Raw genomic sequence first — 22865 nt, forward strand, 5'->3', positions numbered from 1 at the left:
ATTTGGTTAACGCCAGTTGGGGGTTCGCTCAGATATAGAGCCCGCGCGAACGCACCGATCGCGGGGTCGGGACGGGGCTTCGGCTCCGTTCGCCGCTGCCCGCAAGGTTTGCAAATTCGCGGTCGAACACGCTGTCCCGGTCGGTCCGGTCGCCCGGCCGGCCTTGCCCCCGATCAAGGTTGCGCGCGTCGCCGTGGCGGGCCGGCTGATCGTGCGGCGATCCGTCGTGGCGCGTGCCCGACTGCCCCTGCTCGGCGAATCGTTCGGTGCCCCGGTCCGCGACACGCTCGCCCATGCGTTCCCCCGCGCGTTCGGACAATGCGGCCATGACCGCCGGCGCAAAATCCGGGTCCGCGTTGGTCAGCGTCACGTTCAGCATCGCCGCCGTCGTCGCATTGCCGGCAGAGCCCGCATGCGCGCCGTCGAAACGCACACCGACCTGGCCGAATTCGGCGTGGGTGACCGCGATGCGCGCCGCGGCCGGCTGTGCCGTTTCGCGCGCGGTGGCGAGCCTGTCGACGACTGCGCCGAAGTCATGTGCGGCGATTCGTGCGGGGTCGCCACTTGCCGCGAGCATCGGCGCGGGCGAATGCGACGCGCCGGATGGCGGCATAGTCGCAGGCAGCGTCGCTGTGCCCGACGGGGCGCCGGTCGGGACGAACGGAATTTCGCTGCGTCCCTTCCCCTCGACCCCGGGCGCCGCCGGGTCCGGTCGGGCAACCGCTTTCATATCCGCTTCCGGGGTCTGCGGAGCGAGAAGATCCGGTGCCTGCGACGGCGACCGGGTCAGCGTTTGCGCTTGCAGCTCCGTCGACGGGGGCGGCGCGATGGTCGCAAGGGCGGTCGGGATGGGCACGACCGGTGCGGGCTGCGTTTCGCCCACCCGGCCGATCTGCGCCCCGCTCAGAAGGACGGAAACGGCGGGCGGAAGCGCGGGCGTAATCGCCGTCGCGCCGGTGCCAATGGTCTTGTCCGCACCCTTGCCCGATACGTTGAAGACCGGGGGCGCGATGGTCGGGCTCGCGGCGGTGTTGGTCGGCAAGGTGGCGAACATTTCTGCTTTGGTTGTGCCCGGGTTTCCGCGCATGAGCGATGGGGGCAGGGGGGTGGGCTGCACCGATGCGCCGGAGTTCTCCACGGCCTTAGGTCCCGTCTTCGGGTTCGCGATGACCGCGCGGCGCGTGCCCTCCTCCATGACGTCGGTCAGGCCGATGAGGTCCGCTGCGGCCGTGTCCGGCAAGCCGGGTTTGCCGGGCGGCAGGATCTTGCCGGTTTGCGGGTGCGCGACCGGGCTCATGCGGTCCGTTGCCGCCGCGTCCAGCGCGGCCATGCGCGGCTCCTCACCCGGAATGAGCGGCGCGACAAATGCGACATTGCCCGGCGGCGAATGGGCGATCGGCGCGTCGAGAATTGCAGCACCCGCACCATCGGGCATCGCGCCATCGCCGGGCATGGTCGGCATATCGCCGGTCGCGATTGCGGGATCGGCGGCCGCCGTGCGCATCATGGCGGCGAAATCGGCACCGATTCCATCCGCAACCGGCGCATTCTCACCCGGAAGGGGCGGCGCGATCGCCCCGGACCGTGCCGTGCCTGCATTCAAAGCCAGGGCACTCGCTATCGTGTTCATCATCATGCGTTCAACCATCCCGCTTGCGGCGCTTCTTCTCCGCACCTTTCAAGGATCGTGCCAGATCGGTCCCGTTTTCCTGCCGCTGTCGAAGCACGTCGCGCATGGCGGCTTTTGCGCTGTCGTCGGCCATGTCGCGGCGGCGGGTCGCCTGGGCGAGGGCGGCGCCTTTCTGCTCCGCCTGCGCGGCGGCGCGTTGCGCATCGGTGGCGGCGCGGACGGAAAGCGCGGCAATCTCGCTCGCGAAGCCGCGCATCCGTCGCAATTCGTCGCCGTCGCTGCAATCGCGGCGCGCCGAATATTCCGCGCACAGCGATTCGGTGCGCCGGGACAGGCCGTGATGACGGGCAAAGCCGGCCTCCGCCTCCGCCGCGTCGCGCAGCGCGGTGAGCCGCTGCGCCCCGCGCAACCGGGCCAGCAGGCGCAGCCGTCCTGCCCGCGCCTCAGCCTGCTTCATCGACCAGCGCGAGCATGGCCGAAAGGCTGTCGCCCATCGTGCAGTGTTCTTCGGCGGCCTGCGAAACGAAGGCGCGGATCGCCGGGTTCATCGCCATGGCGCGATCGACCGCCACATCGGCCCCTTCGCGATAGGCGCCCATGAGAACGAGTTCGCGGTTCGCCTCGTAATCCGCGATCCAGGAGCGGACCTGCCGCGCGGCGACGACCTGTTCATGGGGGACGATGTCGTGCATCACCCGGCTGAGCGAGGCGGGCACGTCGATGGCGGGATATTGCCCCCGCTGCGCCAGATCGCGCGAAAGTACGATATGCCCGTCGAGGATCGCGCGGGCGGTATCGACCACGGGGTCGTCGTGATTGTCGCCATCGGCCAGCACGGTGAACAGCCCGGTGATCGCCCCGCCCGACATGCGCGAATTGCCTGCGCGTTCCACGATACGCGTGATGCGCGACAAGGCGGACGGCGGATAGCCCCGCGCCGCGCCCGGTTCGCCGAGCAGCAGGCCGATTTCCCGGCCCGCATGGGCGACGCGGGTCAGGCTGTCCATGATGAGCGTGACGCGCCGCCCCGTTTCGCGAAAATATTCGGCGATGGACATGGCCATTTCCGCACCGCGCAGTCGCAGGTTCGCGGCATGGTCGGCGGGCACGGCGACGACGACGGTGCGCGCGGCGGCGGCGCCCGTCATGTGCCGGCTGACGAAATCGGACACTTCGCGCGCGCGCTCGCCAATCAAGGCGACGACCGCGATGTCGGTGTCCGCATGGCGCGCGATCATGTCGATGAGCACGGATTTGCCGACGCCGGACCCGGCGACGATGCCCATGCGCTGTCCAATGCCCAGCGTGGTCAGCGCATTGATCGCGCGAACCCCGCAATCGAAGGTTTCGGCGACGCTGCTCCGCGCGAGCGCGCTTTCCCGCCGTCCCGCCAGCGGCCAGCTTTCGAGCGATCGCACCGGCGGTCCGCCGTCGATCGGCGCGCCGGTCCCGTCGACCGCACGGCCAAGAAACGCCTCGCCCACAGGGACCGAGCCCGGCTGTCCCTCCGCCCGGACGAGCGCGCCCGGTTCCAGGCACAGCGAATCGCCGAGCAGCATCAGCAGGCCGCGGCCGTCGCGAAATCCGACCGTTTCGGCAAAGGTTTCGCCGCCGCCCGGCGTCGCGATCCGGCACATCGTCCCGACCGGCACCGGCAATCCGGCCATTTCGACCAGCGGCCCGTCGCACGATACGACCGTACCGAATCGCTTGGGCGGCACGGGGCGCGGCGCGATGTCGCCCAGCACCTCATCCCAGCACAGCACATCGCCATCGAGCGTCGCCGCGCGCATCGGATCAGGTTCCGTAGACGGCGGCACGGACCGCCACCATCCAGTCGGACGGCCCGCATACCACGCCGCCGCCGCCCTGTTCCGCGCGCAGGTCGCCGCGCTTCATCGCCGGGTCCACGATAATGCTGCGGCTGAGGCGATATTCCTCGTCCAGCATCTCGATATCGGCGGGATGCATGCGCAGCACGGGCGGTTCACCGTCCGCGAGCGCGGCAATCGCGCGGTCGCATCGTGTCTTCAGCAAGCCGGGATCGCCCGCCGCCTCGCCCAGCACGGCCTCGCACAGCAGGGTCACCGTTTCACGCAGCCGTTCGGCAAAGCGGCCACGCTCGTCGGCGTCGAGCCGAGTGAGCGCGCCGGCAAGGCGCGTGCGGATGGCCTCACGCTCGGCGAATTCGGCCTCGGCCTCGTCCCGGCCTTTCTGCAGCCCGTCGCCATAGGCGCGTTCGATCGGATCGGGGCCGGCGTGTTCCTGCTCCGTATCGTCGTTTTCGTTCTGCGGTTCGGGAGGCGTGTCGGTAAAACGGCTGTCGGGCGCGAACATGCCGGTGGCCCGCGTATGATCGATCCAGGCGGCGTCGGAAACGTTGAGGGCGTTTTCCTTAAACATAATCGCCACCATCCGCGCCGAACATGATCTCGCCGCTCTCCGACAGGCGTCGGGCGATCTCGACAATGGATTCCTGCGCCTTCTCGACATCGGCGCGGCGCAGGCGGCCGCGGGTCTTGATCTCGTCCTTCACGCCGTCGGCGGCGCGCGCCGACATCGCGGCATAGAACGGTTCGCGCGCGTCTTCGTCCAGCCCCTTGAGCGCGTCGATGAGCACTTCGTTCTCGATCTCGCGCAGCAGGCGACCCATCGCCATCGGCTCGAGCGCGGTGAGCTGGTCGAAGCGGAACATTTCCGCCTCGATCTCGGAGGCGAGCTTGCGGTCGCGCTCCGCAATCGCGGGCATCACGTGTTTCTCCACCCCGGCGGCCCGGTTCATCAATTCGGCCGCCTCGCGCACGCCGCCAATCGCGAGCGTGCGATTGCCGAACCGTTCGGCAAGCCGCCGGTTCAGCAATTCATCGAGCATGGCGACGGCGTGCGAGGATACAGGGCCGATGCGGGCGACGCGTTCGACCACGCCGGACTGATGCCGTTTGGGCAGGGCGGCGAGCAGATGCGCCGCCGGTTCGGGATCGAGCATGAGCAGCAGCACGGCAATCGCCTGCGGATGTTCGTCTTCGAGCAGGGGCACGAGCACCTCCGGCGTGAGCCAGCGGGCGATCTCGATCGTGCGGCTCGGCGCTGTGGGGACGATGCGGCTCATCATGCCGTGCGCCTTCACCTCGCCGACGGCGCGGGTCATGACGCGCGACAGATGGCTTTGCCGGTCGCCGACGCTGAACCCTTGCGCATCGGCGTGGGTGACGAAGGATTCGATGGCGCTTTCCAGGCCATCGCTCTCGATCTCGCCGAGCTTCACCATGTGGCTGCCCAGCCGTTCCAGCTCTTCGGGTTCGAGCTGTGCCAGGAGGTTCGCGGCGCTGTCGTCGTCGAGCAGCATCACGATCATTGCCGCCCGGTCGGCCTCGCTCAGGGATGCGGGTTGCACGGCGGTCATGCGGCTTCCTTTTCGGGCTCGGCCTTGCCGCGCGCGGATGTATCGTCGTCGTCATCGGCAATGGTTTCGGACGGCACCGCCAACATGCGGCGCAGCGCGGTGACGGCGCGGTCGGGCTGTTCGGTGGCAAGCTGACGGGCGAGCGCGACATGCTCGCGCAGCCTTTCGCCCTGCTTGCCCTTCAACCCTGCGGGCATTTCGCTTTCGATGTCGATGATGGCGTCGGGGTCGCGTTCCTCGGCCGTGTCGCCGTTCGGTTGCGGATCGGCGACCGGGTTCCGCTCCTTCAACGCCTTCACGATGGGCCGCACGCCGAACACCAGCGCCAAGATCACCGCGATCAGCGCGACGACATTGCGCAGCACGGTGGCAAACCACGCGGTCTCCCAGAACGGCGCCTCCTCCATCGCGGCGGCTTCGAACCCGCCGGTGACGACGGTGACCTCGTCGCCGCGATCCGTCTGCGCACCGACGGCGGAGGCGACCAGCCGTTCGATATTCGCGCCGGTGGCGGGCGCAATGGCGGCGAGCGCCTCCTGGCTGATGGCGACGGCGACGGACAGGCGCTTCACCCCGCCCGGGCCATTGCTCGAGACGGCGACCTCACGGCCCAGCTCATAGGTGCGGCGGGCGCTGCTTTCGCCGGTGGTCTGGGTGGGCGCGCCGGGGGCGGTGCCTTCGGGGGCGCCATCCTCGATCCCCGTGGGCGGGGGCGGTGTGTTGGAGGGCTCTGTTGCAAAAATCGTGAAGCTTGAGCATGCTTGGCGGAGATTGGACGGACGGAACGATGACGGATTTCAAGTGGCGCCATTTCCAGGGTGATGTGATCCTGTGGGCGGTGCGCTGGTATTGTCGCTATCCGATCAGCTATCGCGACCTTGAGGAAATGCTGGCGGAACGCGGCATTTCGGTCGACCATACGACGATCTATCGCTGGGTCCAGTGCTACGCCCCGGAGATGGAGAAGCGGCTGCGCTGGTTCTGGCGGCGTGGCTTTGATCCGAGCTGGCGCCTGGATGAAACCTACGTCAAGGTGCGGGGCAAGTGGACCTACCTGTACCGGGCAGTCGACAAGCGGGGCGACACGATCGATTTCTACCTGTCGCCGACCCGCAGCGCCAAGGCAGCGAAGCGGTTCCTGGGCAAGGCCCTGCGAGGCCTGAAGCACTGGGAAAAGCCTGCCACGCTCAATACCGACAAAGCGCCGAGCTATGGTGCAGCGATCACCGAATTGAAGCGCGAAGGAAAGCTGGACCGGGAGACGGCCCACCGGCAGGTGAAGTATCTCAATAACGTGATCGAGGCCGATCACGGAAAGCTCAAGATACTGATCAAGCCGGTGCGCGGTTTCAAATCGATCCCCACGGCCTATGCCACGATCAAGGGATTCGAAGTCATGCGAGCCCTGCGCAAAGGACAGGCTCGCCCCTGGTGCCTGCAGCCCGGCATCAGGGGCGAGGTGCGCCTTGTGGAGAGAGCTTTTGGCATTGGGCCCTCGGCGCTGACGGAGGCCATGGGCATGCTCAACCACCATTTCGCAGCAGCCGCCTGATCGGCGCAGAGCGACAGCCTACCTCTGACTGCCGCCAATCTTTGCAACAGAGCCGTGACGAGCGTTCCCGGCCATGCGGCTTTCGTGGACCGCGTTTGCGAGGTGCGCTTTGCCCGCGACGGCAAGGTGCATGTTGATCTCAACCACTGGACCGCAACAACGATCTACCCCGAGGCCGAACAGGTGCGGGTGATCGCGCGGCGTAGCCAACTTATGGAGGCAACACCAAAATGACTCAGCCCAAGGTTTGCCGGGTGATGGACGAGGAAATGACCAAGCAGGGTTTCCCGGCCTCGCAACGCGGCCCGGCCAAGTAGGAGGTGCGCTTTGCGTGATCCAGCGGACGAAGGCCGCACCCATGAAATGACCTTGCCCGGCGGATCGGGCGCGCGGATCGGCTACGCCCGCGTGTCCACGCCGGAGCAGGACATGAGCTTGCAGATCGACGCGCTAGAGCGCGCCGGTTGCTCCCGCATCTTTCAGGCCCAGTCGGCCCGAAGCTGCGATTTTGGCCAACTCAAGGAACGGATAGCGAACGTGCAGTCACGTAGAAGCTGACTCCGAACCTTGACCTTTCAAGGCGCGGTAGACAGTCATCCTGGAAATGTTCAGCTCACGCGCAACGGCGGCTTTCGTTGCGCCAGCCGCGATTTGCCTGCGGATTTCCGCGTCATCGACATTCTTTTTCCTACCCGTATAGATGCCGTCAGCTTTTGCCGCGTCGATGCCGGCTCGTTGCCTGTCTTTGATGAACTTGAGTTCCATGTCCGCGACCATGCCGAGGATGGTGATGACCATTCGGCCCATACTTCCGGTCGTCGTAACTTCGGGCTCAAGAATGCGAAGTGACGCGCCCTTTTCGTCAAGCTCATGAACGAGATTGAGAACGTCGCGTGTGGAACGGCCGAGCCGATCAAGTCGCAGAACCACCAGCTCGTCGCCCGCATGCAGAAACTGCATGATGGTCTCCAGCTCGGAGCGCCCCTTTCGGGACGCCCCTGATCCGGTTTCCGAGCGGATGATTTCGCAACCTGCGGCCTTCAGACGCTCGTTCTGAATATCGAGGTCCTGATCTGTGGTGCTGACGCGAGCGTATCCGATGCGGGCCATATCGATTCTGTAACATTAGGGTGGTTCCTATAGTGTAACGTCACTTTTATCGAAAATGCACCCTTTTGTTACACTCCATGCGCGTCACATTTGAATATCACTTTAGGGCGCACCCAAAAGTGACGCTAGGCAAAACGCTGTCGCAAAAGTCATCCGCTTCAGGCGGACCTTCACGACCGAAATTTGCGACACGAATTTGAGTGCGATTTCAGCTCGCAATATTTCCAATGAAAAGTCAGGATTTCCGCGACACGCGACCGAACTGCCTATTCGTCTACGCCCTGCGTCAACTCGGAAGGCACGCTGTGGATTTCTACATCATGTCCTGCTGCAACCTTCTTGAGACGGGAGAGGTAATGTTTCCAGCCCAAGGCATGGCGCACCTGTTCCTCAACAGGTAAGCTGTGATGAACAATGGTTACGCGCGTGCCGGTATCTTCTGTTGCGAGAATGACTTCCAGCCTGCTTGCATGCGGAGGAAAGCATGCCGATCCTTGCCGGCCCCATCCGATGACGAGCCGGCTGGGAGGAGTGACTTCAACATATCGGCCTTCGACAATCTTGTCGTCAAACCTTAGCAGGAAAATGCCGCCTGGCTGCGGATCGACCGATGCCTCATCTCCCATCCACGCGACGATCGCTTCGGGTTCGATGAAGTATCGGAAAACCTCGTCCTGCCTTGCATGGACAAGAATAGAGTGGCGAAAGGGTTCAACTGTCACGCTTGGCCTCCAAGACGGATTTCAGCCTTTGCAACCCGTCTGGCCAAAGCTCGCTCAGGAACCTGTCGAGAGCATCGATACCATCAGCCGCCAGCGTATATCGTACCACGGCCGGGACGATCCGCCCTGACCAGGCCAGCCGATTCAAGAATGTGAAGATGTTGAGACACGGCCTGTTGCGTAATGTCGAGGGCATCCCGAAGCTCGTTTGCGGAGCAAGCGGCATTGCGCACCATGCGCAAGATTTCGCGACGGCGCGGCTCAGCAAGAGCGTTTATGCCATATCCGCCACCTCCAGCTTCGATGAGTTCCTCGAACCCGCCGCCAATGCGGCGCTGCCGCTCTATGCCAGCCCGGCGATCCTCGTCGAGCATGAGGGCCTGCGCCTCGACACCGGCACGCCGGGGCCGATGCGCGCGCCCGGCGAAGCCAGCGGCTCGGCGGCGCTCGAAGTCGCCATGGACGAAGCGTACGAAGCCTGCGGCATGGATCCGCTCGCCTTCCGGATGGCGAACTACGCCGAGACGGAGCCCGGCAGCGGCCGACCCTTCTCCTCGAAGGCGCTGCGGGATTGCTATGCCGAGGGCGCGAAACGCTTCGGCTGGTCGAAGCGCCCGCTGCAGCCGCGCCAGATGCGCGACAAGAACGGGTTCCTCGTCGGCTGGGGCATGGGCACGGCGGTGTTTCCCTGCCCGCATTTCCCGGCCTCGGCACGAGCGACTTTGCGCGCCGACGGCAGCGCCCTGATCGAGACCGCCGGCGCCGATATGGGCCAGGGTGCCTGGACGGCGCTGGCCCAGATCGGGGCGGAAGCGCTCGGCCTCGATCCGGCCCAGGTCGAATTCCGGTCCGGCATTTCCACCCTGCCGGATGGCGGCATTGCCGGCGGCTCCGGCCATACCGCCAGCGCCGGCCAGGCGCTGCACGAGGCGGGGCATGACGCCATCGCCACGCTGACGGCATTGGCGGTCAACGATCCGGAATCGCCGCTTTACGGCGCCGGCAATATCGGCATCGCCGCCCGAAACGGCCGCCTGCATCGTCGCGACGACGAAGGGCGCAGCGAAACCTATGCCGCAATCCTCGCCCGCGCCGGAATGCGCGAGGTGGTCGGCACGGCGAAGACGGCGCGCGATCCGGCCGCCGCCGCCGCATATGCCATGTATTCGCATGGTGCGGTGTTTGCCGAGGTGACCATCGATCCCGATCTCGGGCAGATACGCGCGACGCGCCTCGTCGGCGCCTTCGCCGCCGGGCGGATCATCAATCCGCTGACGGTGCGCAGCCAGTATTACGGCGGCATGATCTGGGGTGCCTCCTTCGCGCTGCATGAGGAGGCGGTGACCGACCGTCGCACCGGTCGGATCATGAATGCGGATCTCGCCGAATACCATGTGCCCGTCAATGCCGACGTCCCGTCGCTGGAGGCGATCCTGGTGCCGGAAGAGGATGCCTTCGTCAATCCGATCGGCGTCAAGGGCGTCGGCGAAATCGGCATCACCGGCACCGTTGGCGCCATCGCCAATGCCATCTGGCATGCGACCGGCGTGCGGGTGCGGCGTTTCCCCGTTCGTATCGAGGAACTCCTGCCGGCGCTGGGATAACGCGATGTCCGCAAAACCCTTCTCCCCGTGTGGGGAGAAGGGGTCAAAGACAATGCCCTCCCCGATATCTTCACCGGCTGGCGTGGATCGGCGGCAGGCGGTCGAACCAGGGGCGGGCTTCCTCGAGGTCGCGGGCGAGGCGCACCAAAGTCGCCTCGTCGGCGAAGCGGCCGACGACCTGGATGCCGACCGGCATGCCCTCCGCGCTCATGCCGAGCGGCAGGCTGACGGAGGGCTGGCCGGTAGCGTTGAAGGTGCCGAGGAAGGTGAACAGCGTTGTATCGCTTTCGGAAAAATCGGCGGCCGTCAGGTCTTCGCGCGTCGTCGAGAAGAGGCCGTGCGGCGGCGCCGTCACCGGCGTCGTCGGGGTCAGCAGGATGTCGTATCGCGCCGTGGCAATCGCCACCGCATGGCGGATGCGGCGCATCACCTCGAAAATATTGACGATCTCGGCCTACGACATGGCCAGGGTCTGCTCGGTCAGTTTCAAGAGCACCGGCTCCATCGTCGTGGCATCGAGCGGCCTACCGAGCATCTTTGCCAGCGCCGGCATTTCGGCAAGGCCGAGATTGAAGCCGCCCATGACCCCGACCATGATATCCTCCGGATTGACCGGCGAGGCGATCTCCTCGATCTCGTGACCCATGTCGGCCAGCAATTTTGCCGTCTCGTCGAGAACGGCGAGCACATCCGGCGCAATCGGCACCCGGCCCCAGGCCGTGCGGGCGATGCCGATGCGCAATTTGCCGGTCGGGCGCTGCAATTCGTCGCGATAGGGCCGCTCGGGCTGGGCAATAATGAAGGGATCGCCCGGCTCCGGCCCGGAGAACACATCGAGCGCCGCCGCCATGTCGCGCACCGTGCGGCAGACGACGAATTCGCGTGCGAGGCCAAACAGTGAATCCTGATGATCCGGCCCGCCGGAAACGCGGCCGCGCGACGGATTGAGCCCGACCAGGCCGCACCAGCCGGCTGGAATGCGGATCGAGCCGCCACCGTCCGACGCATGCGCCATCGGCACGACGCCGGCGGCAACCGCCGCCGCCGCGCCGCCGGACGAGCCGCCGGCCGAGCGTTCGGGATGCCAGGGATTGCAGGTGATGCCTTCGAGCAGGGTTTCGGTAAAACCGGCAAAGGCGAATTCCGGCACGGCGCTGCGCCCGACATAATGCAGGCCGGCGGCCTTGGCGCGGGTGGTGTAATAGCTGTCCTCGGTCGCGACATTGCCCTGCATCAGCCGGCTGCCATATTCCTGCAGCCCCGCCTCCTTCGCCCCGACATCCTTGCGCAGGAAAGGCACGCCGGCAAAGGCGCCCTCCTTCGGCCCGGTCACGTCTTCCGCGTCGGCATAGAATTCGACGACGGCATTGATCGCCGGATCGACCTTCTCATGGGCGGCGCGGGCAAGGGCGGTCAGTTCGCGGGGCGAAATTTCCTTGCGCCGGACCAGATCGGCAAGGCCGGTTGCATCGTGGCGGCAATAATCGGACAGAGTCATGAAACATCCTTTTGAAAACGACGAAAAGACGGCCGCGCAGCCGCGACCGTCCGATCATGGGGCGTTCGGCGCGCTTACTTCAGCACATCGGTCCAGATCTTTGTGTAGAGCTTCTGGATCCGACATTCTCGCCTGATTTTGCTCGCTGGGCAAGCGTTTTTCGCCCCGAGCGGTGTCTGTCGTCGCGCAAACGGCCGAAGTCGGGTGGATCAAGCCTCGAACCCGCAGCATTCTGGCCCGGCAGAGCCGCTTTTCCGCGCGGCAGACGGACCTGTCCTGCCGCTTTCGTTCAGCTTGGGCATGGATCGTGGTCATGCGCATGACGGAGGCGTTCGAAGACGGCGGATGGCGGCAAGGACGGCCCGCACCATCGGGCCGGTGACGGCGACCTCGGCCAACTGGAAGGTAATGGCGCGGGCGTGGCGGACGACGCGGGCGCCGATCTTGATCAGCTTGAGTTGCAGGCTGGTCAACGACCAGTCCGCCATGGCCTCGGGCAGTTCGATGCAGCGCAGGAAGGTTGCCAGGTTGTAGGCCAGCGCGTGCAGTTGCAGCCGCACCTCGTTGTGCCGGAACTTCCGGCATGACAGCCGCGTCCAGCGAAAGGCATATTTGCCTTCCTTGATGTGCTGCTCTGCGGTGCCGCGCTGGTTGTAGAACCTCACCACCCAGTCTGGCTCCATCGGCAGGTTGGTGACGATGAAGCCGACTTTGGGGAACAGCTCGCCCGGATGCCATTCGATCTTGGCGATGACGCGGCGCGGCTTGTCCCAGGACGCCGCCTGATACTCGAAGTCCTCGAAGAACCGTTTGACCTTGGTCAGCGAAGGCCGTCCCACGGGCCGTGTCAGCCGATGCGCGATCTTCTCGCGCAAGACGGCGTTGGCGGGCAGACGGATGGCGTAGAAGAACCTGGCTTCTTCCAGCCGCATATAGATCGCGGGGATCGCGTAGGCAGCGTCGGCCCGGAAGAAGCGTCCACCAAGGTCGCGGCCAGCATATCGGGCAATGACGGGATCAAGGACATCCCGCCAGCCATCGGCGCTGTGGACATTGCCGTTACGCAGGGCGCAGCGCTCCAGCATGCCAAACTGGTTGAACAAGAAGATGGGGTGATAGCAGGTGCAGTCGAAATGCCCGTTCCAGGCAGCACCTTCCTGATCGCCGTGGGTGGGGCTGACCGAGCTGTCCATGTCCAGCACGATGTATTTCAACCCGTTGCGGTCATGAAACCGGTCGATCCATTGGCCGTTCAGATCGGCCAGCGCCGCCCGGTTCGCGGCCAGAGCCAGCGTCTCGGTCTCGAACCGTCCCATCTGCGATGCCGAAGCAGCTTGCGCCTCGACGGCCCTGCCGCCAACGACCTGACGCATCACGGGATCGAGGGCCAAGCGGTCGGCATCGTTCACATCCTCGTATCCGGCCAGTCGTCCGAACACCGATTGCCGGAACAATCCGTCAAGCCGATGGAGCGTGTTCTTCCCGGTGCGGCTGTCTCGCAGCGCCTCCGACGCCAGATTGGACAGGCCGAGCACGTCATCAAGCTCGCGCATCACCAGCAGGCCACCGTCTGAACTGATCTGCGCACCACGGAACTCCAGACGCACACGGCGGTCGAAATCAACCCGATCTCCCCGCGCCAAGCCCGCACCCTCCAGGTGATCCATGAAACGCGCCCCTCGCAGCCGTCAACGCCATGATTTATATGCGAAATATCACGATTACGACAGCGAAATCAGCGACTTACTTGGAGAATGTGGGTTTATGACGAGAGTGGCGTCCATACTGATTTCCTTGCCACGAAAAACGCAATTTCACAAGTCAGAGCTTGTGAAACAATGTCCGCCGTTATACAAGTCCATACTTGTGTTAACCCACAAGGATCAGGCCATGCCATCAACCGAAACGTCACCCAAAGCCACTGCGCTAGCTTATTTCGATCACTGGACGGCAGGACGGTTTGACGCTGCCGCCGACTTGCTCGCGGAGAAAATCCGCATCGAAACGCCCATCAACTCCTATCCGCACAAGGCTGATTTCGCGGCAGCGCTACGCGGATTCGGAACGCTGGTCATCGGGGTTAACCTGCTTATCGATCTCGCCGAGGGGGATGATGTCGTGCAAATCTACGACATGGATGTCACAGGTCTGGGCGCGATCCGAGTGGCCGAGCATTTCGTGGTTCAGAGCGGGCTGATTACAAGACTGCAACAAATACACGACACTGCCGCTTTACGGGCAAGCGGCTTTGACAGGGGAGCCTCATGAGCCATGATACTCCGCCAAATGCAGTCTCAGCGAAGACAAACCCTGTCCAGCTATTTTTGCAGAATGTATTCGTGAGCGACCCACGCGTGACGACACCTGCCTATCGTTCAGCCCGCTTCGGCTCGAACGGCTTTAAAATCGGCGGCAAGGTTTTTGCGATGGAATGGCAAGGGGCGCTGGCGGTCAAGCTCCCGGCACAACGGGTTTGCGACCTTGCCGTGAAAGGGACAGGCACCCCGCTTCAGATGGGAAACCGCAGAATGAAGGAGTGGCTTGTCACTGAAGATCAGGCAACGTGGCCTGCCCTTGCGATGGAAGCTCGGGACCATATGATATTGTTGCATGGCTCGTGCTGACAGGCAGATTTACCGTGCATGCTGTTACAAAACTCCCAACAAAAGTTGGAATTTTGGGCTCTGTTGCAAAAATCGTGAAGCTTGAGCATGCTTGGCGGAGATTGGACGGACGGAACGATGACGGATTTCAAGTGGCGCCATTTCCAGGGTGATGTGATCCTGTGGGCGGTGCGCTGGTATTGTCGCTATCCGATCAGCTATCGCGACCTTGAGGAAATGCTGGCGGAACGCGGCATTTCGGTCGACCATACGACGATCTATCGCTGGGTCCAGTGCTACGCCCCGGAGATGGAGAAGCGGCTGCGCTGGTTCTGGCGGCGTGGCTTTGATCCGAGCTGGCGCCTGGATGAAACCTACGTCAAGGTGCGGGGCAAGTGGACCTACCTGTACCGGGCAGTCGACAAGCGGGGCGACACGATCGATTTCTACCTGTCGCCGACCCGCAGCGCCAAGGCAGCGAAGCGGTTCCTGGGCAAGGCCCTGCGAGGCCTGAAGCACTGGGAAAAGCCTGCCACGCTCAATACCGACAAAGCGCCGAGCTATGGTGCAGCGATCACCGAATTGAAGCGCGAAGGAAAGCTGGACCGGGAGACGGCCCACCGGCAGGTGAAGTATCTCAATAACGTGATCGAGGCCGATCACGGAAAGCTCAAGATACTGATCAAGCCGGTGCGCGGTTTCAAATCGATCCCCACGGCCTATGCCACGATCAAGGGATTCGAAGTCATGCGAGCCCTGCGCAAAGGACAGGCTCGCCCCTGGTGCCTGCAGCCCGGCATCAGGGGCGAGGTGCGCCTTGTGGAGAGAGCTTTTGGCATTGGGCCCTCGGCGCTGACGGAGGCCATGGGCATGCTCAACCACCATTTCGCAGCAGCCGCCTGATCGGCGCAGAGCGACAGCCTACCTCTGACTGCCGCCAATCTTTGCAACAGAGCCCCTCCGAGCAAGCTCTCACCACACTTAATAGGCCAGTTTTTTAGGCAATACGTTAAGTTTCACGCCTACGGGTGGTTTACATACCCGCACCTCCTTCACTATACTATTGCCAAATACGAAATACAGTTTCGTACATCGGAACAAGCATGGCAACAACATGACATCTCCGCGGGACGTGGCGGTGACTTGAAGGCGCCCTGCAGCAGCCTCAAGCAGTCCAGCAATGACGATGGCGGGTTGCCGCAAGTGTCCGAAAAGCACCAGAGCGAAAAGTCACCAGATCAATCAGCAAAGAGAGAGAAACATGCCTTTGAACAACTCAATCTTATTTCGCCAGCAGGCCTACATTGATGGCGCCTGGGTAGACGCAGACAACGGCCAGACCATCCAGGTCAACAACCCAGCCACCGGCGAGATCATAGGTACTGTTCCGAAGATGGGCGCCAGTGAAACGCGCCGGGCAATCGAAGCTACTGACCGCGCGCTACCGGCTTGGCGCGCCCTAACAGCCAAAGAGCGTGCAGCGAAACTGCAACGCTGGTTTGAGTTGATGATGGCGAACCAGGAGGAGCTTGCTCACCTGATGACACTGGAACAGGGCAAACCCCTCGTTGAGTCTCGTGGCGAGATCGCCTATGCCGCTTCGTACATCGAATGGTTCGCCGAGGAAGGTAAGCGCGTTTACGGCGACATAATCCCAAGCCACCAGCCTGACAAACGCCTACTAACACTCAAACAGCCAATAGGGGTCACCGCGGCCATCACACCATGGAACTTCCCCACAGCAATGATCACCCGCAAGGCAGGTCCGGCATTGGCAGCCGGATGCACCATGGTGATTAAGCCGGCTTCCCAAACACCTTTCTCGGCACTGGCTATGGCGGCTTTGGCTGAGCTGGCCGGCATTCCTCGCGGAGTGTTGAGCGTTGTGACCGGCAGCGCTGGTGAGGTTGGCCGCGAGCTGACCAGTAACCCGATCGTGCGCAAGCTGTCATTCACTGGTTCCACCGAGATCGGCCGCCAACTGATGGCTGAGTGCGCAAATGACATTAAAAGGGTGTCTCTGGAACTTGGTGGAAACGCCCCCTTCATCGTCTTTGAAGATGCGGATCTGGATGCGGCCGTGGAAGGAGCGTTGGTCTCGAAGTACCGCAACGCAGGTCAGACATGCGTTTGCGCGAACCGTCTATATATCCACGACAGCGTCTATGACGCGTTTACCGACAAGCTCAAGGCTGCAGTAGCGAAGCTGAAGGTCGGTAATGGTCTCAGCGATGGCATAACGACTGGCCCGCTTATCGATGAAAAAGCTGTGGCCAAGGTGGAGGAACACATCAAGGACGCGGTTGCTTTGGGGGCTCAAGTAGCTGCTGGCGGCAATCGACTGAACGGCAATTTCTTCGAACCAACAATCCTGGTGAACGTCCCCAAGAATGCGAAAGTTGCCAAAGAGGAAACCTTCGGGCCTCTGGCGCCGCTGTTCCGCTTCACTGACGAGAACGATGTGATTACACAAGCCAACGACACAGAGTACGGCCTGGCAGCGTACTTCTACGCACGCGATCTGGGCCGCGTATTTCGCGTTGGCGAGGCTTTGGAGTACGGCATCGTAGGGGTCAATACCGGAATCATTTCTGCAGAGACGGCCCCTTTCGGCGGTATCAAGGCGTCTGGAATTGGGCGTGAAGGTTCCAAGTACGGCATCGAAGACTACCTCGAAATCAAGTACCTCTGCCTTGGCGGTATTTGACTAGACGTTGAGCCTTTGTCCTAGGTGGTGAAGCGAGCAGGTCCATAGCGCCCTACCCTCCTTAATCACCAGAGCGAGGCTCATCGTTAACAACTGATGAGCAACTCCACCAAAGCCAGGAGGTTATCCACCTGTACTTTGCCGAGCTCACCCAAGCCCTACCAACGGAGCAGTTAGCTATGAACCAGTCGAATCTATCTCTTGCTGAAAAGGACGTTCAGCATCAACTCCACCCATACACTGATGCCCGGCTGCACCAAGAAGTGGGCCCGCTGATCATTGATCGTGGCGAGGGGGTCTACGTTTTTGACGATCAGGGCAAACGTTATATCGAGGCGATGTCAGGTCTTTGGAGTGTGGCGCTGGGCTTCAGCAATGAGCGCTTGATCAAAGCTGCAGAGCAGCAATTACGCAAGTTGCCTTTCTATCACATTTTTACCCACAAAGCGCACAGCCCCAGCATCGAGTTAGCGGAGAAGCTTATCGAGCTCGCACCTGTGCCGATGAGCAAAGTATTCTTCACGAATTCGGGCTCTGAGGCCAACGATACCGTCGTGAAGATGATCTGGTATCGCAACAACGCGATCGGAAAGCCAGCCAAGAAGAAGTTCATTAGTCGTCTGAATGCATACCACGGCATTACTACTGTTAGTGCCAGCCTGACCGGTTTGCCAGTTAATCAGCGTGGCTTTGATGTGCCACTACCAGGCTTCCTTCACGTCGGCTGCCCGCACCACTACCGCCATGCCAAGCCTGATGAGACTGAAGAACAGTTTGCGGATCGCCTAGCGGCTGAGCTGGAAAGCGTCATTCTCAGAGAGGGCCCGGAGACCGTCGCAGCGTTCTATGGCGAGCCGCTGATGGGCGCGGGAGGCGTGATTGTCCCGCCTCGCACCTATTGGGACAAAATTCAGGCGGTTTGCCGCAAGTACGACATCCTAGTGGTAGCCGATGAGGTCATCTGTGGCTTCAGCCGAACAGGTAAGATGTTCGGCTGCGAGACCTTCGGAATCCAGCCGGATGTCATGGTTGTCTCCAAACAACTGTCCTCATCATACCAACCGATTGCTGCGATTTTGATCAACGACAAGCTCTTCGAAGGGATTGCGGATCAGAGCCGTGCCTTCGGGGTGCTTGGTCACGGGTTCACTGGCAGCGGCCATCCGGTTGCGAGCGCTGTCGCCCTGGAGAACATCAAGATTATCCAAGAGGAAAGCTTGGTCGAGCACGCTGCCGAAATGGGTGAATTGCTTCACGCCAAGTTGGCACACTTTGCAGATCACCCGCTGGTAGGAGAAGTACGTGGCCGTGGTCTCATCGCTGCGGTGGAACTCGTTACCGATCGCAAGACCAAGGCACCGCTGGAAACGGTTGGCAAGATGGGGCGCTACCTGGCTGGGCGTGCGCAGGAGCACGGCATGATTACACGGCCGATTGGTGATTCGATCGCGTTCTGTCCGCCATTGATTTCTACCGCGGCAGAAATCCAACTGGTAGTCGATACTTTTAGTCGAGCACTTGAAGATACCGACCACTGGCTCAGCCAGGGTGTGAAATAAAGCCTTCGTTACCGGATGAAAAGGTGCCCACATACCGGCATTGCTCAGACCACCGTGCAAGCTGGTATGCCGGTACAACTCTTCAAGACTAGCGGGGGCGCCACACTAGCGCCTTACACTCACGACGCGCCCGGTCTCCTCGACAAGATCTTGCATTGAGCACAGACGTGGCGTCCGTTCATAGCGCCGCTTTCAAGTAACGGTATCGCACCACAAAGTCCTGGCCTTTCGAGGTCGCCCTATCCCTTAAGGTAAAGTAATGAGCGACACACCTTCGGCACCCGCCGCCATCGTTCTCAGTACCCGGCACGGCGATATGCTCTGCATCACTGTCAACAACCCGCCGGTCAACGCCATCTCCTCCGCTATTCGTCACGGACTGAAGGAGGCGGTCGAGGCCGCCGATGTCGATGATTCAGTCAAGGCCATCGTCATCGTTGGCGAGGGCGCCAACTTCGTGGCTGGAGCTGATATCCGAGAATTCGGCCAGCCGCCACAACCGCCTTCGCTGCCAGAGGTGTGCAATCGTATCGAGGCCTGCGGGAAGCCAGTAGTTGCTGCTATTCGTGGAGCTGCACTTGGCGGTGGTCTGGAAATCGCGTTGTCAGCTCATTACCGCATCGCGCTGAATGATGCCAAGCTGGGGTTGCCCGAAGTACAACTGGGCCTAATGCCTGGTGCCGGCGGGACCGTGCGCACACCGCGCCTGATCGGTGCACAGGCGGCGCTGGACATGATGCTCAGTGGCCGCCATGTTAAGGCTAAGGAAGCCCTGTCGCTCGGCCTTGTGGATCGTCTTGCGGATGGCGAGGATGCCTTGGCGGCAGGTCTCGCCTACGCGCAGGAACTGCTGGTGCAGGGCGCCGCCATGTGTCGCACCAGCGAAGCCCAGGGATTGGCCGACCGTACCGCTGCACAGGCCGCCATCGACGCCGCTAAGGCCGATACAGCCAAAAAGTCGCGCAACCTATTCTCGCCGATGAAGATCGTCGATGCCGTGCAAGCCTCGCTGGACAAGCCTTTCGACGAGGCCCTGAAGCTGGAGCGCGAGGCCTTCCTCGCCTGCATCGAAAGCCCCCAGCGCGCTGGCCTGATCCATGCCTTCATTGCCGAGCGGGAAGTGACGAAGGTACCCGAGGCCAAGGCTTCGCAGCCACGTCAGCTGGAGCGCATCGGCATCGTCGGCGGTGGCACTATGGGAGCGGGCATTGCCGTATCAGCCCTCGATGCGGGCTTTCCGGTCGTGATGGTCGAGCGCGACCAGCTTGCCATCGAGCGTGGCCGCTCCAATGTTGAGAAGGTCTATGACGGCCTGATCGCCAAGGGTCGCATGACGTCGGAGGACAAGAATGCAGTGATGATTCGATACATTGGCAGTACTGACTACGGTGCCTTGTCTGACGTGGATCTGGTTATCGAGGCGGTGTTCGAGGACATCGAGGTCAAGAAGGCCGTGTTCAAGGAGCTGGACCGGGTGTGCAAGCCCGGCGCCGTACTGGCCACTAATACCTCGTACTTGGACATCGATACCATCGCCGCGAGCATCCAACGTCCGCAGGATGTGATTGGCCTGCATTTTTTCAGCCCGGCCAACATTATGAAGCTGCTGGAGATCGTGGTGCCTGCCAAGGTCAGCGCCGACGTGGTCGCCACGGCCTTCGCGCTGGCCAAGCGGCTCAAGAAGGTGCCCGTGCGTGCCGGCGTTTGTGACGGCTTCATCGGCAACCGCATCCTGGCCGTGTACCGGCAGGCGGCCGACTACATCCTGGAGGACGGCGCCAGCCCCTATGAGATCGACGAGGCCGTACGCGATTTTGGCTACCCGATGGGGCCCTTCCAGGTCTCGGACTTGGCCGGCGGCGACATCGGCTGGGCCGCACGCAAGCGCCGGGCTGCTACGCGCGATCCTAAAGCACGCTATGTAGAAATTGCCGACCGCATCTGTGAGCACGGCTGGTTCGGCCAGAAGACCGGTCGCGGCTGGTACCTCTACCCGCAGGGTGCGCGTGTCGGCCAGCCCGACCCCGAGGTGCTCGCCATCGTCGATGCCGAGCGTCAGAAGAAGGGTATCACGCCGCGACAGTTTACCGCCGAGGAGATCATGCGTCGCTACATGGCTGCCATGGTCAACGAGGGGGCCAAGGTGGTGGCTGAGGGCATTGCGTTGCGGCCGCTGGACGTAGACGTGACTTTCCTCTCTGGCTACGGTTTCCCGCGCCATCGCGGTGGCCCGATGCAGTACGCCGACATGGTGGGACTGCAGAAGATCCTTGATGACATCCGTACTTTCGCCAAGGAAGACCCGCTGTTCTGGGTACCAGCACCGCTGCTCGAAGAACTGGTGGCCGAAGGCAAGGACTTCTCTAGCCTGAACCAGCCCAAGGGTTGAACTTCACGAAAGTTGCTCCGCTTACCCTTGGACAGGGGGGGCGGTGTTCAATCAGAAACGTTCACTGATACCTAATATGCGCTTCGGCGCCGATCAGGCGTGCGCTCTGTGTATCGGCCTGCTCGAGATCTGTAGCACCACCGCTGCCGATGTAGTCACCACTGGTCAGGCCTATTCACTACAGGCAGGAATTGGTGTAGGAGGGATGCAGATCAACGACAACGGGGGCTTCGCCGCCCAACGCGCTATGGTGATGATTGCCAATCAACCGCCGCCCAAGGAACTCGTTGACCCCCGCGACTTCAGGTATCTTAATCTCCTCACACCAGAGTTTTATCATGCGGAATGCAATTCCATATTACGAACATAAAAGTAACACCTGTCCGATCCGCAAAATCATCCCGCACACAAAATCATATTATATTTATATATCAATAACTTAAAAAGAATATCTTAGAAATTGGGGCTCTGTTGCAAAAATCGTGAAGCTTGAGCATGCTTGGCGGAGATTGGACGGACGGAACGATGACGGATTTCAAGTGGCGCCATTTCCAGGGTGATGTGATCCTGTGGGCGGTGCGCTGGTATTGTCGCTATCCGATCAGCTATCGCGACCTTGAGGAAATGCTGGCGGAACGCGGCATTTCGGTCGACCATACGACGATCTATCGCTGGGTCCAGTGCTACGCCCCGGAGATGGAGAAGCGGCTGCGCTGGTTCTGGCGGCGTGGCTTTGATCCGAGCTGGCGCCTGGATGAAACCTACGTCAAGGTGCGGGGCAAGTGGACCTACCTGTACCGGGCAGTCGACAAGCGGGGCGACACGATCGATTTCTACCTGTCGCCGACCCGCAGCGCCAAGGCAGCGAAGCGGTTCCTGGGCAAGGCCCTGCGAGGCCTGAAGCACTGGGAAAAGCCTGCCACGCTCAATACCGACAAAGCGCCGAGCTATGGTGCAGCGATCACCGAATTGAAGCGCGAAGGAAAGCTGGACCGGGAGACGGCCCACCGGCAGGTGAAGTATCTCAATAACGTGATCGAGGCCGATCACGGAAAGCTCAAGATACTGATCAAGCCGGTGCGCGGTTTCAAATCGATCCCCACGGCCTATGCCACGATCAAGGGATTCGAAGTCATGCGAGCCCTGCGCAAAGGACAGGCTCGCCCCTGGTGCCTGCAGCCCGGCATCAGGGGCGAGGTGCGCCTTGTGGAGAGAGCTTTTGGCATTGGGCCCTCGGCGCTGACGGAGGCCATGGGCATGCTCAACCACCATTTCGCAGCAGCCGCCTGATCGGCGCAGAGCGACAGCCTACCTCTGACTGCCGCCAATCTTTGCAACAGAGCCCGTGATCGGGCTTGCCGTCCAGCGAGACAGGCGGATCAAGGCGGTGCGCCATTGCTGCTCGGCCGCCAGCAATTGGTCCTGCGCCTGGGCGAGCAGGGCCTGGGCCCGGGCGGCATCGGTGGCGCCGGACCGGCCGCCGCGCAACGTGGCATTGGCCCCGGCCGCCTCGCGGCGCATCTGGTCGACCCAGTCGCGTTGCAGCGCCAGGGTCTTCTTGGCGTAGGCCGCGTCCAGCCAGGCCTGGGCGGTCTGCTGCCGCACGTTGGCCCACTGCGCCAGGTAGGCCGTCTTTTCGTGGTCCGTCATGGCCTGGGCCAAGGCGGACTGCAAGCGTCGCTTTTCACCCGATACCCATTCCTGCTCGACGCCGACGCGGCGCATGCTGAGCATGTCCTGGGTGGCGGTGTAGCGGTCGGGGCCATTGATCGGCAGGTTGTCGATGCCGGCAGTCAGCATCGGGTTGGGCAGTTGCCCGGCCTTCACGGCCGCTTGCGAACTGGCATTGACCGAGGCTTGGGCGGCCTCGATGGTAAGCGATTCAACGGTCGCAAGGCGCACCGCCTCGTCGAGCGTAACGCCGGGGCTTTGGCCGTAGGCAAGCCCATGGCCGAGGATCAGGCTGGCGAACCATCCGGTCAGGCGCAAGCCGCCGCGCCGCGCATGCGGCGAGGAAAATATCGAAAGCATCTTTCGACTCCATGGAGAAGCGCTGCGCCAATGCGCAGGCACGCGTCCGACAAGCGG

Annotated in this window: 25 protein-coding genes; 12 read left to right on the forward strand and 13 right to left on the reverse strand. The window is 62.6% G+C overall.

The features are described from left to right. Nucleotides 1-28: 28 nt before the first annotated feature. From JD971_RS07805 to JD971_RS07830, 6 genes are read right to left on the reverse strand one after another with little or no spacing between them, the layout of a single operon-like run. On the reverse strand, nt 29-1648 hold the full coding sequence (locus JD971_RS07805) for a hypothetical protein (protein ID WP_202087086.1): 1620 nt from the start codon (nt 1646-1648) through the stop codon (nt 29-31). Continuing rightward, nucleotides 1641-2087, reverse strand: a complete 447-nt coding sequence (locus JD971_RS07810; protein WP_202087088.1) for a hypothetical protein — start codon at nt 2085-2087, stop codon at nt 1641-1643. Before JD971_RS07810 ends, JD971_RS07805 begins: the two co-directional genes overlap by 8 nt. Next, nucleotides 2074-3423 carry a FliI/YscN family ATPase gene (locus tag JD971_RS07815; RefSeq protein ID WP_202087090.1) on the reverse strand — a complete coding sequence of 450 codons (1350 nt, stop codon included), beginning with the start codon at nt 3421-3423 and terminating at the stop codon, nt 2074-2076. Before JD971_RS07815 ends, JD971_RS07810 begins: the two co-directional genes overlap by 14 nt. A 4-nt stretch (nt 3424-3427) precedes the next feature. Continuing rightward, nucleotides 3428-4033, reverse strand: coding sequence for a FliH/SctL family protein (locus tag JD971_RS07820; protein WP_202087091.1), 606 nt, complete (start codon nt 4031-4033; stop codon nt 3428-3430). Further along, entirely contained in the window at nt 4026-5033 is a 1008-nt protein-coding gene (gene fliG, locus JD971_RS07825; protein WP_202087093.1) for a flagellar motor switch protein FliG, read from the reverse strand. Before fliG ends, JD971_RS07820 begins: the two co-directional genes overlap by 8 nt. Continuing rightward, nucleotides 5030-5776, reverse strand: coding sequence for a flagellar M-ring protein FliF C-terminal domain-containing protein (locus tag JD971_RS07830; RefSeq protein ID WP_202087464.1), 747 nt, complete (start codon nt 5774-5776; stop codon nt 5030-5032). The genes fliG and JD971_RS07830 overlap by 4 nt, the downstream gene beginning before the upstream one ends. A gap of 44 nt (nt 5777-5820) precedes the next feature. On the opposite strand from JD971_RS07830, the gene JD971_RS07835 reads away from it, so the two are divergent. The 3 genes from JD971_RS07835 to JD971_RS16840 all read left to right on the forward strand — a co-directional run bounded on the left by JD971_RS07835 (nt 5821) and on the right by JD971_RS16840 (nt 7143). Beyond that, a complete protein-coding gene (locus tag JD971_RS07835; RefSeq protein ID WP_001389365.1) occupies nt 5821-6585 on the forward strand; it encodes an IS6-like element IS6100 family transposase in 765 nt (254 codons plus the stop codon). Between the two features lie 54 nt (nt 6586-6639). Next, the gene (locus JD971_RS07840; RefSeq protein ID WP_202087095.1) at nt 6640-6819 is read left to right on the forward strand and encodes a hypothetical protein; all 180 of its coding nucleotides are present in this window, start codon (nt 6640-6642) and stop codon (nt 6817-6819) included. Between the two features lie 129 nt (nt 6820-6948). After that, nucleotides 6949-7143: a recombinase family protein gene (locus tag JD971_RS16840; RefSeq protein WP_202087097.1), complete on the forward strand. Its 195-nt coding sequence runs from the start codon at nt 6949-6951 to the stop codon at nt 7141-7143. Here JD971_RS16840 and JD971_RS07850 read toward each other — a convergent pair. The 3 genes from JD971_RS07850 to JD971_RS17125 all read right to left on the reverse strand — a co-directional run bounded on the left by JD971_RS07850 (nt 7129) and on the right by JD971_RS17125 (nt 8650). Continuing rightward, nucleotides 7129-7695 carry a recombinase family protein gene (locus JD971_RS07850; protein WP_202087099.1) on the reverse strand — a complete coding sequence of 189 codons (567 nt, stop codon included), beginning with the start codon at nt 7693-7695 and terminating at the stop codon, nt 7129-7131. The genes JD971_RS16840 and JD971_RS07850 overlap by 15 nt on opposite strands. A gap of 266 nt (nt 7696-7961) precedes the next feature. Then, nucleotides 7962-8417: an SRPBCC domain-containing protein gene (locus JD971_RS07855; protein WP_202087101.1), complete on the reverse strand. Its 456-nt coding sequence runs from the start codon at nt 8415-8417 to the stop codon at nt 7962-7964. An 83-nt stretch (nt 8418-8500) separates the two neighbouring features. Then, nucleotides 8501-8650 carry an ArsR/SmtB family transcription factor gene (locus JD971_RS17125; protein ID WP_371809746.1) on the reverse strand — a complete coding sequence of 50 codons (150 nt, stop codon included), beginning with the start codon at nt 8648-8650 and terminating at the stop codon, nt 8501-8503. On the opposite strand from JD971_RS17125, the gene JD971_RS07865 reads away from it, so the two are divergent. Continuing rightward, entirely contained in the window at nt 8579-10021 is a 1443-nt protein-coding gene (locus JD971_RS07865) for a xanthine dehydrogenase family protein molybdopterin-binding subunit (RefSeq protein WP_371809747.1), read from the forward strand. The two genes, JD971_RS17125 and JD971_RS07865, sit on opposite strands and share 72 nt — an antisense overlap. A 70-nt stretch (nt 10022-10091) precedes the next feature. Here JD971_RS07865 and JD971_RS07870 read toward each other — a convergent pair whose 3' ends face one another. From JD971_RS07870 to JD971_RS07880, 3 genes are all read right to left on the reverse strand, one after another. Beyond that, nucleotides 10092-10448, reverse strand: coding sequence for an amidase family protein (locus tag JD971_RS07870; RefSeq protein ID WP_202087113.1), 357 nt, complete (start codon nt 10446-10448; stop codon nt 10092-10094). Nucleotides 10449-10475: 27 nt separating this feature from the next. Beyond that, nucleotides 10476-11519 carry an amidase gene (locus tag JD971_RS07875; protein WP_202087115.1) on the reverse strand — a complete coding sequence of 348 codons (1044 nt, stop codon included), beginning with the start codon at nt 11517-11519 and terminating at the stop codon, nt 10476-10478. Between the two features lie 311 nt (nt 11520-11830). Next, a complete protein-coding gene (locus JD971_RS07880; RefSeq protein WP_012112698.1) occupies nt 11831-13186 on the reverse strand; it encodes an IS1380-like element ISPme1 family transposase in 1356 nt (451 codons plus the stop codon). Between JD971_RS07880 and JD971_RS07885 the strand changes: the two genes are divergently transcribed. From JD971_RS07885 to JD971_RS07920, 8 genes are all read left to right on the forward strand, one after another. Continuing rightward, on the forward strand, nt 13185-13787 hold the full coding sequence (locus tag JD971_RS07885) for a nuclear transport factor 2 family protein (protein ID WP_202087116.1): 603 nt from the start codon (nt 13185-13187) through the stop codon (nt 13785-13787). The genes JD971_RS07880 and JD971_RS07885 overlap by 2 nt on opposite strands. Next, nucleotides 13784-14143, forward strand: a complete 360-nt coding sequence (locus JD971_RS07890; protein ID WP_202087117.1) for a hypothetical protein — start codon at nt 13784-13786, stop codon at nt 14141-14143. Before JD971_RS07885 ends, JD971_RS07890 begins: the two co-directional genes overlap by 4 nt. A gap of 117 nt (nt 14144-14260) precedes the next feature. Continuing rightward, entirely contained in the window at nt 14261-15025 is a 765-nt protein-coding gene (locus JD971_RS07895; RefSeq protein WP_001389365.1) for an IS6-like element IS6100 family transposase, read from the forward strand. A gap of 358 nt (nt 15026-15383) precedes the next feature. After that, nucleotides 15384-16829 (forward strand): NADP-dependent succinate-semialdehyde dehydrogenase, encoded by a 1446-nt coding sequence (gabD, locus tag JD971_RS07900; RefSeq protein ID WP_202087467.1) that lies wholly within the window; start codon nt 15384-15386, stop codon nt 16827-16829. A gap of 179 nt (nt 16830-17008) precedes the next feature. Then, nucleotides 17009-18388: an aspartate aminotransferase family protein gene (locus tag JD971_RS07905; RefSeq protein WP_202087119.1), complete on the forward strand. Its 1380-nt coding sequence runs from the start codon at nt 17009-17011 to the stop codon at nt 18386-18388. Between the two features lie 259 nt (nt 18389-18647). Further along, nucleotides 18648-20777: a 3-hydroxyacyl-CoA dehydrogenase NAD-binding domain-containing protein gene (locus JD971_RS07910; protein ID WP_202087121.1), complete on the forward strand. Its 2130-nt coding sequence runs from the start codon at nt 18648-18650 to the stop codon at nt 20775-20777. A gap of 43 nt (nt 20778-20820) precedes the next feature. Then, on the forward strand, nt 20821-21147 hold the full coding sequence (locus JD971_RS07915; RefSeq protein ID WP_202087123.1) for a hypothetical protein: 327 nt from the start codon (nt 20821-20823) through the stop codon (nt 21145-21147). Between the two features lie 155 nt (nt 21148-21302). Beyond that, the gene (locus JD971_RS07920; protein ID WP_001389365.1) at nt 21303-22067 is read left to right on the forward strand and encodes an IS6-like element IS6100 family transposase; all 765 of its coding nucleotides are present in this window, start codon (nt 21303-21305) and stop codon (nt 22065-22067) included. Nucleotides 22068-22085: 18 nt separating this feature from the next. Here the strand turns inward: JD971_RS07920 and JD971_RS07925 are convergent, their stop codons facing one another. Beyond that, nucleotides 22086-22808, reverse strand: a complete 723-nt coding sequence (locus tag JD971_RS07925; protein ID WP_202087125.1) for a TolC family protein — start codon at nt 22806-22808, stop codon at nt 22086-22088. Between the last annotated feature and the right edge of the window lie 57 nt (nt 22809-22865).

Source organism: Croceicoccus sp. YJ47, from assembly GCF_016745095.1.
Taxonomy (GTDB): Bacteria; Pseudomonadota; Alphaproteobacteria; order Sphingomonadales; family Sphingomonadaceae; genus Croceicoccus.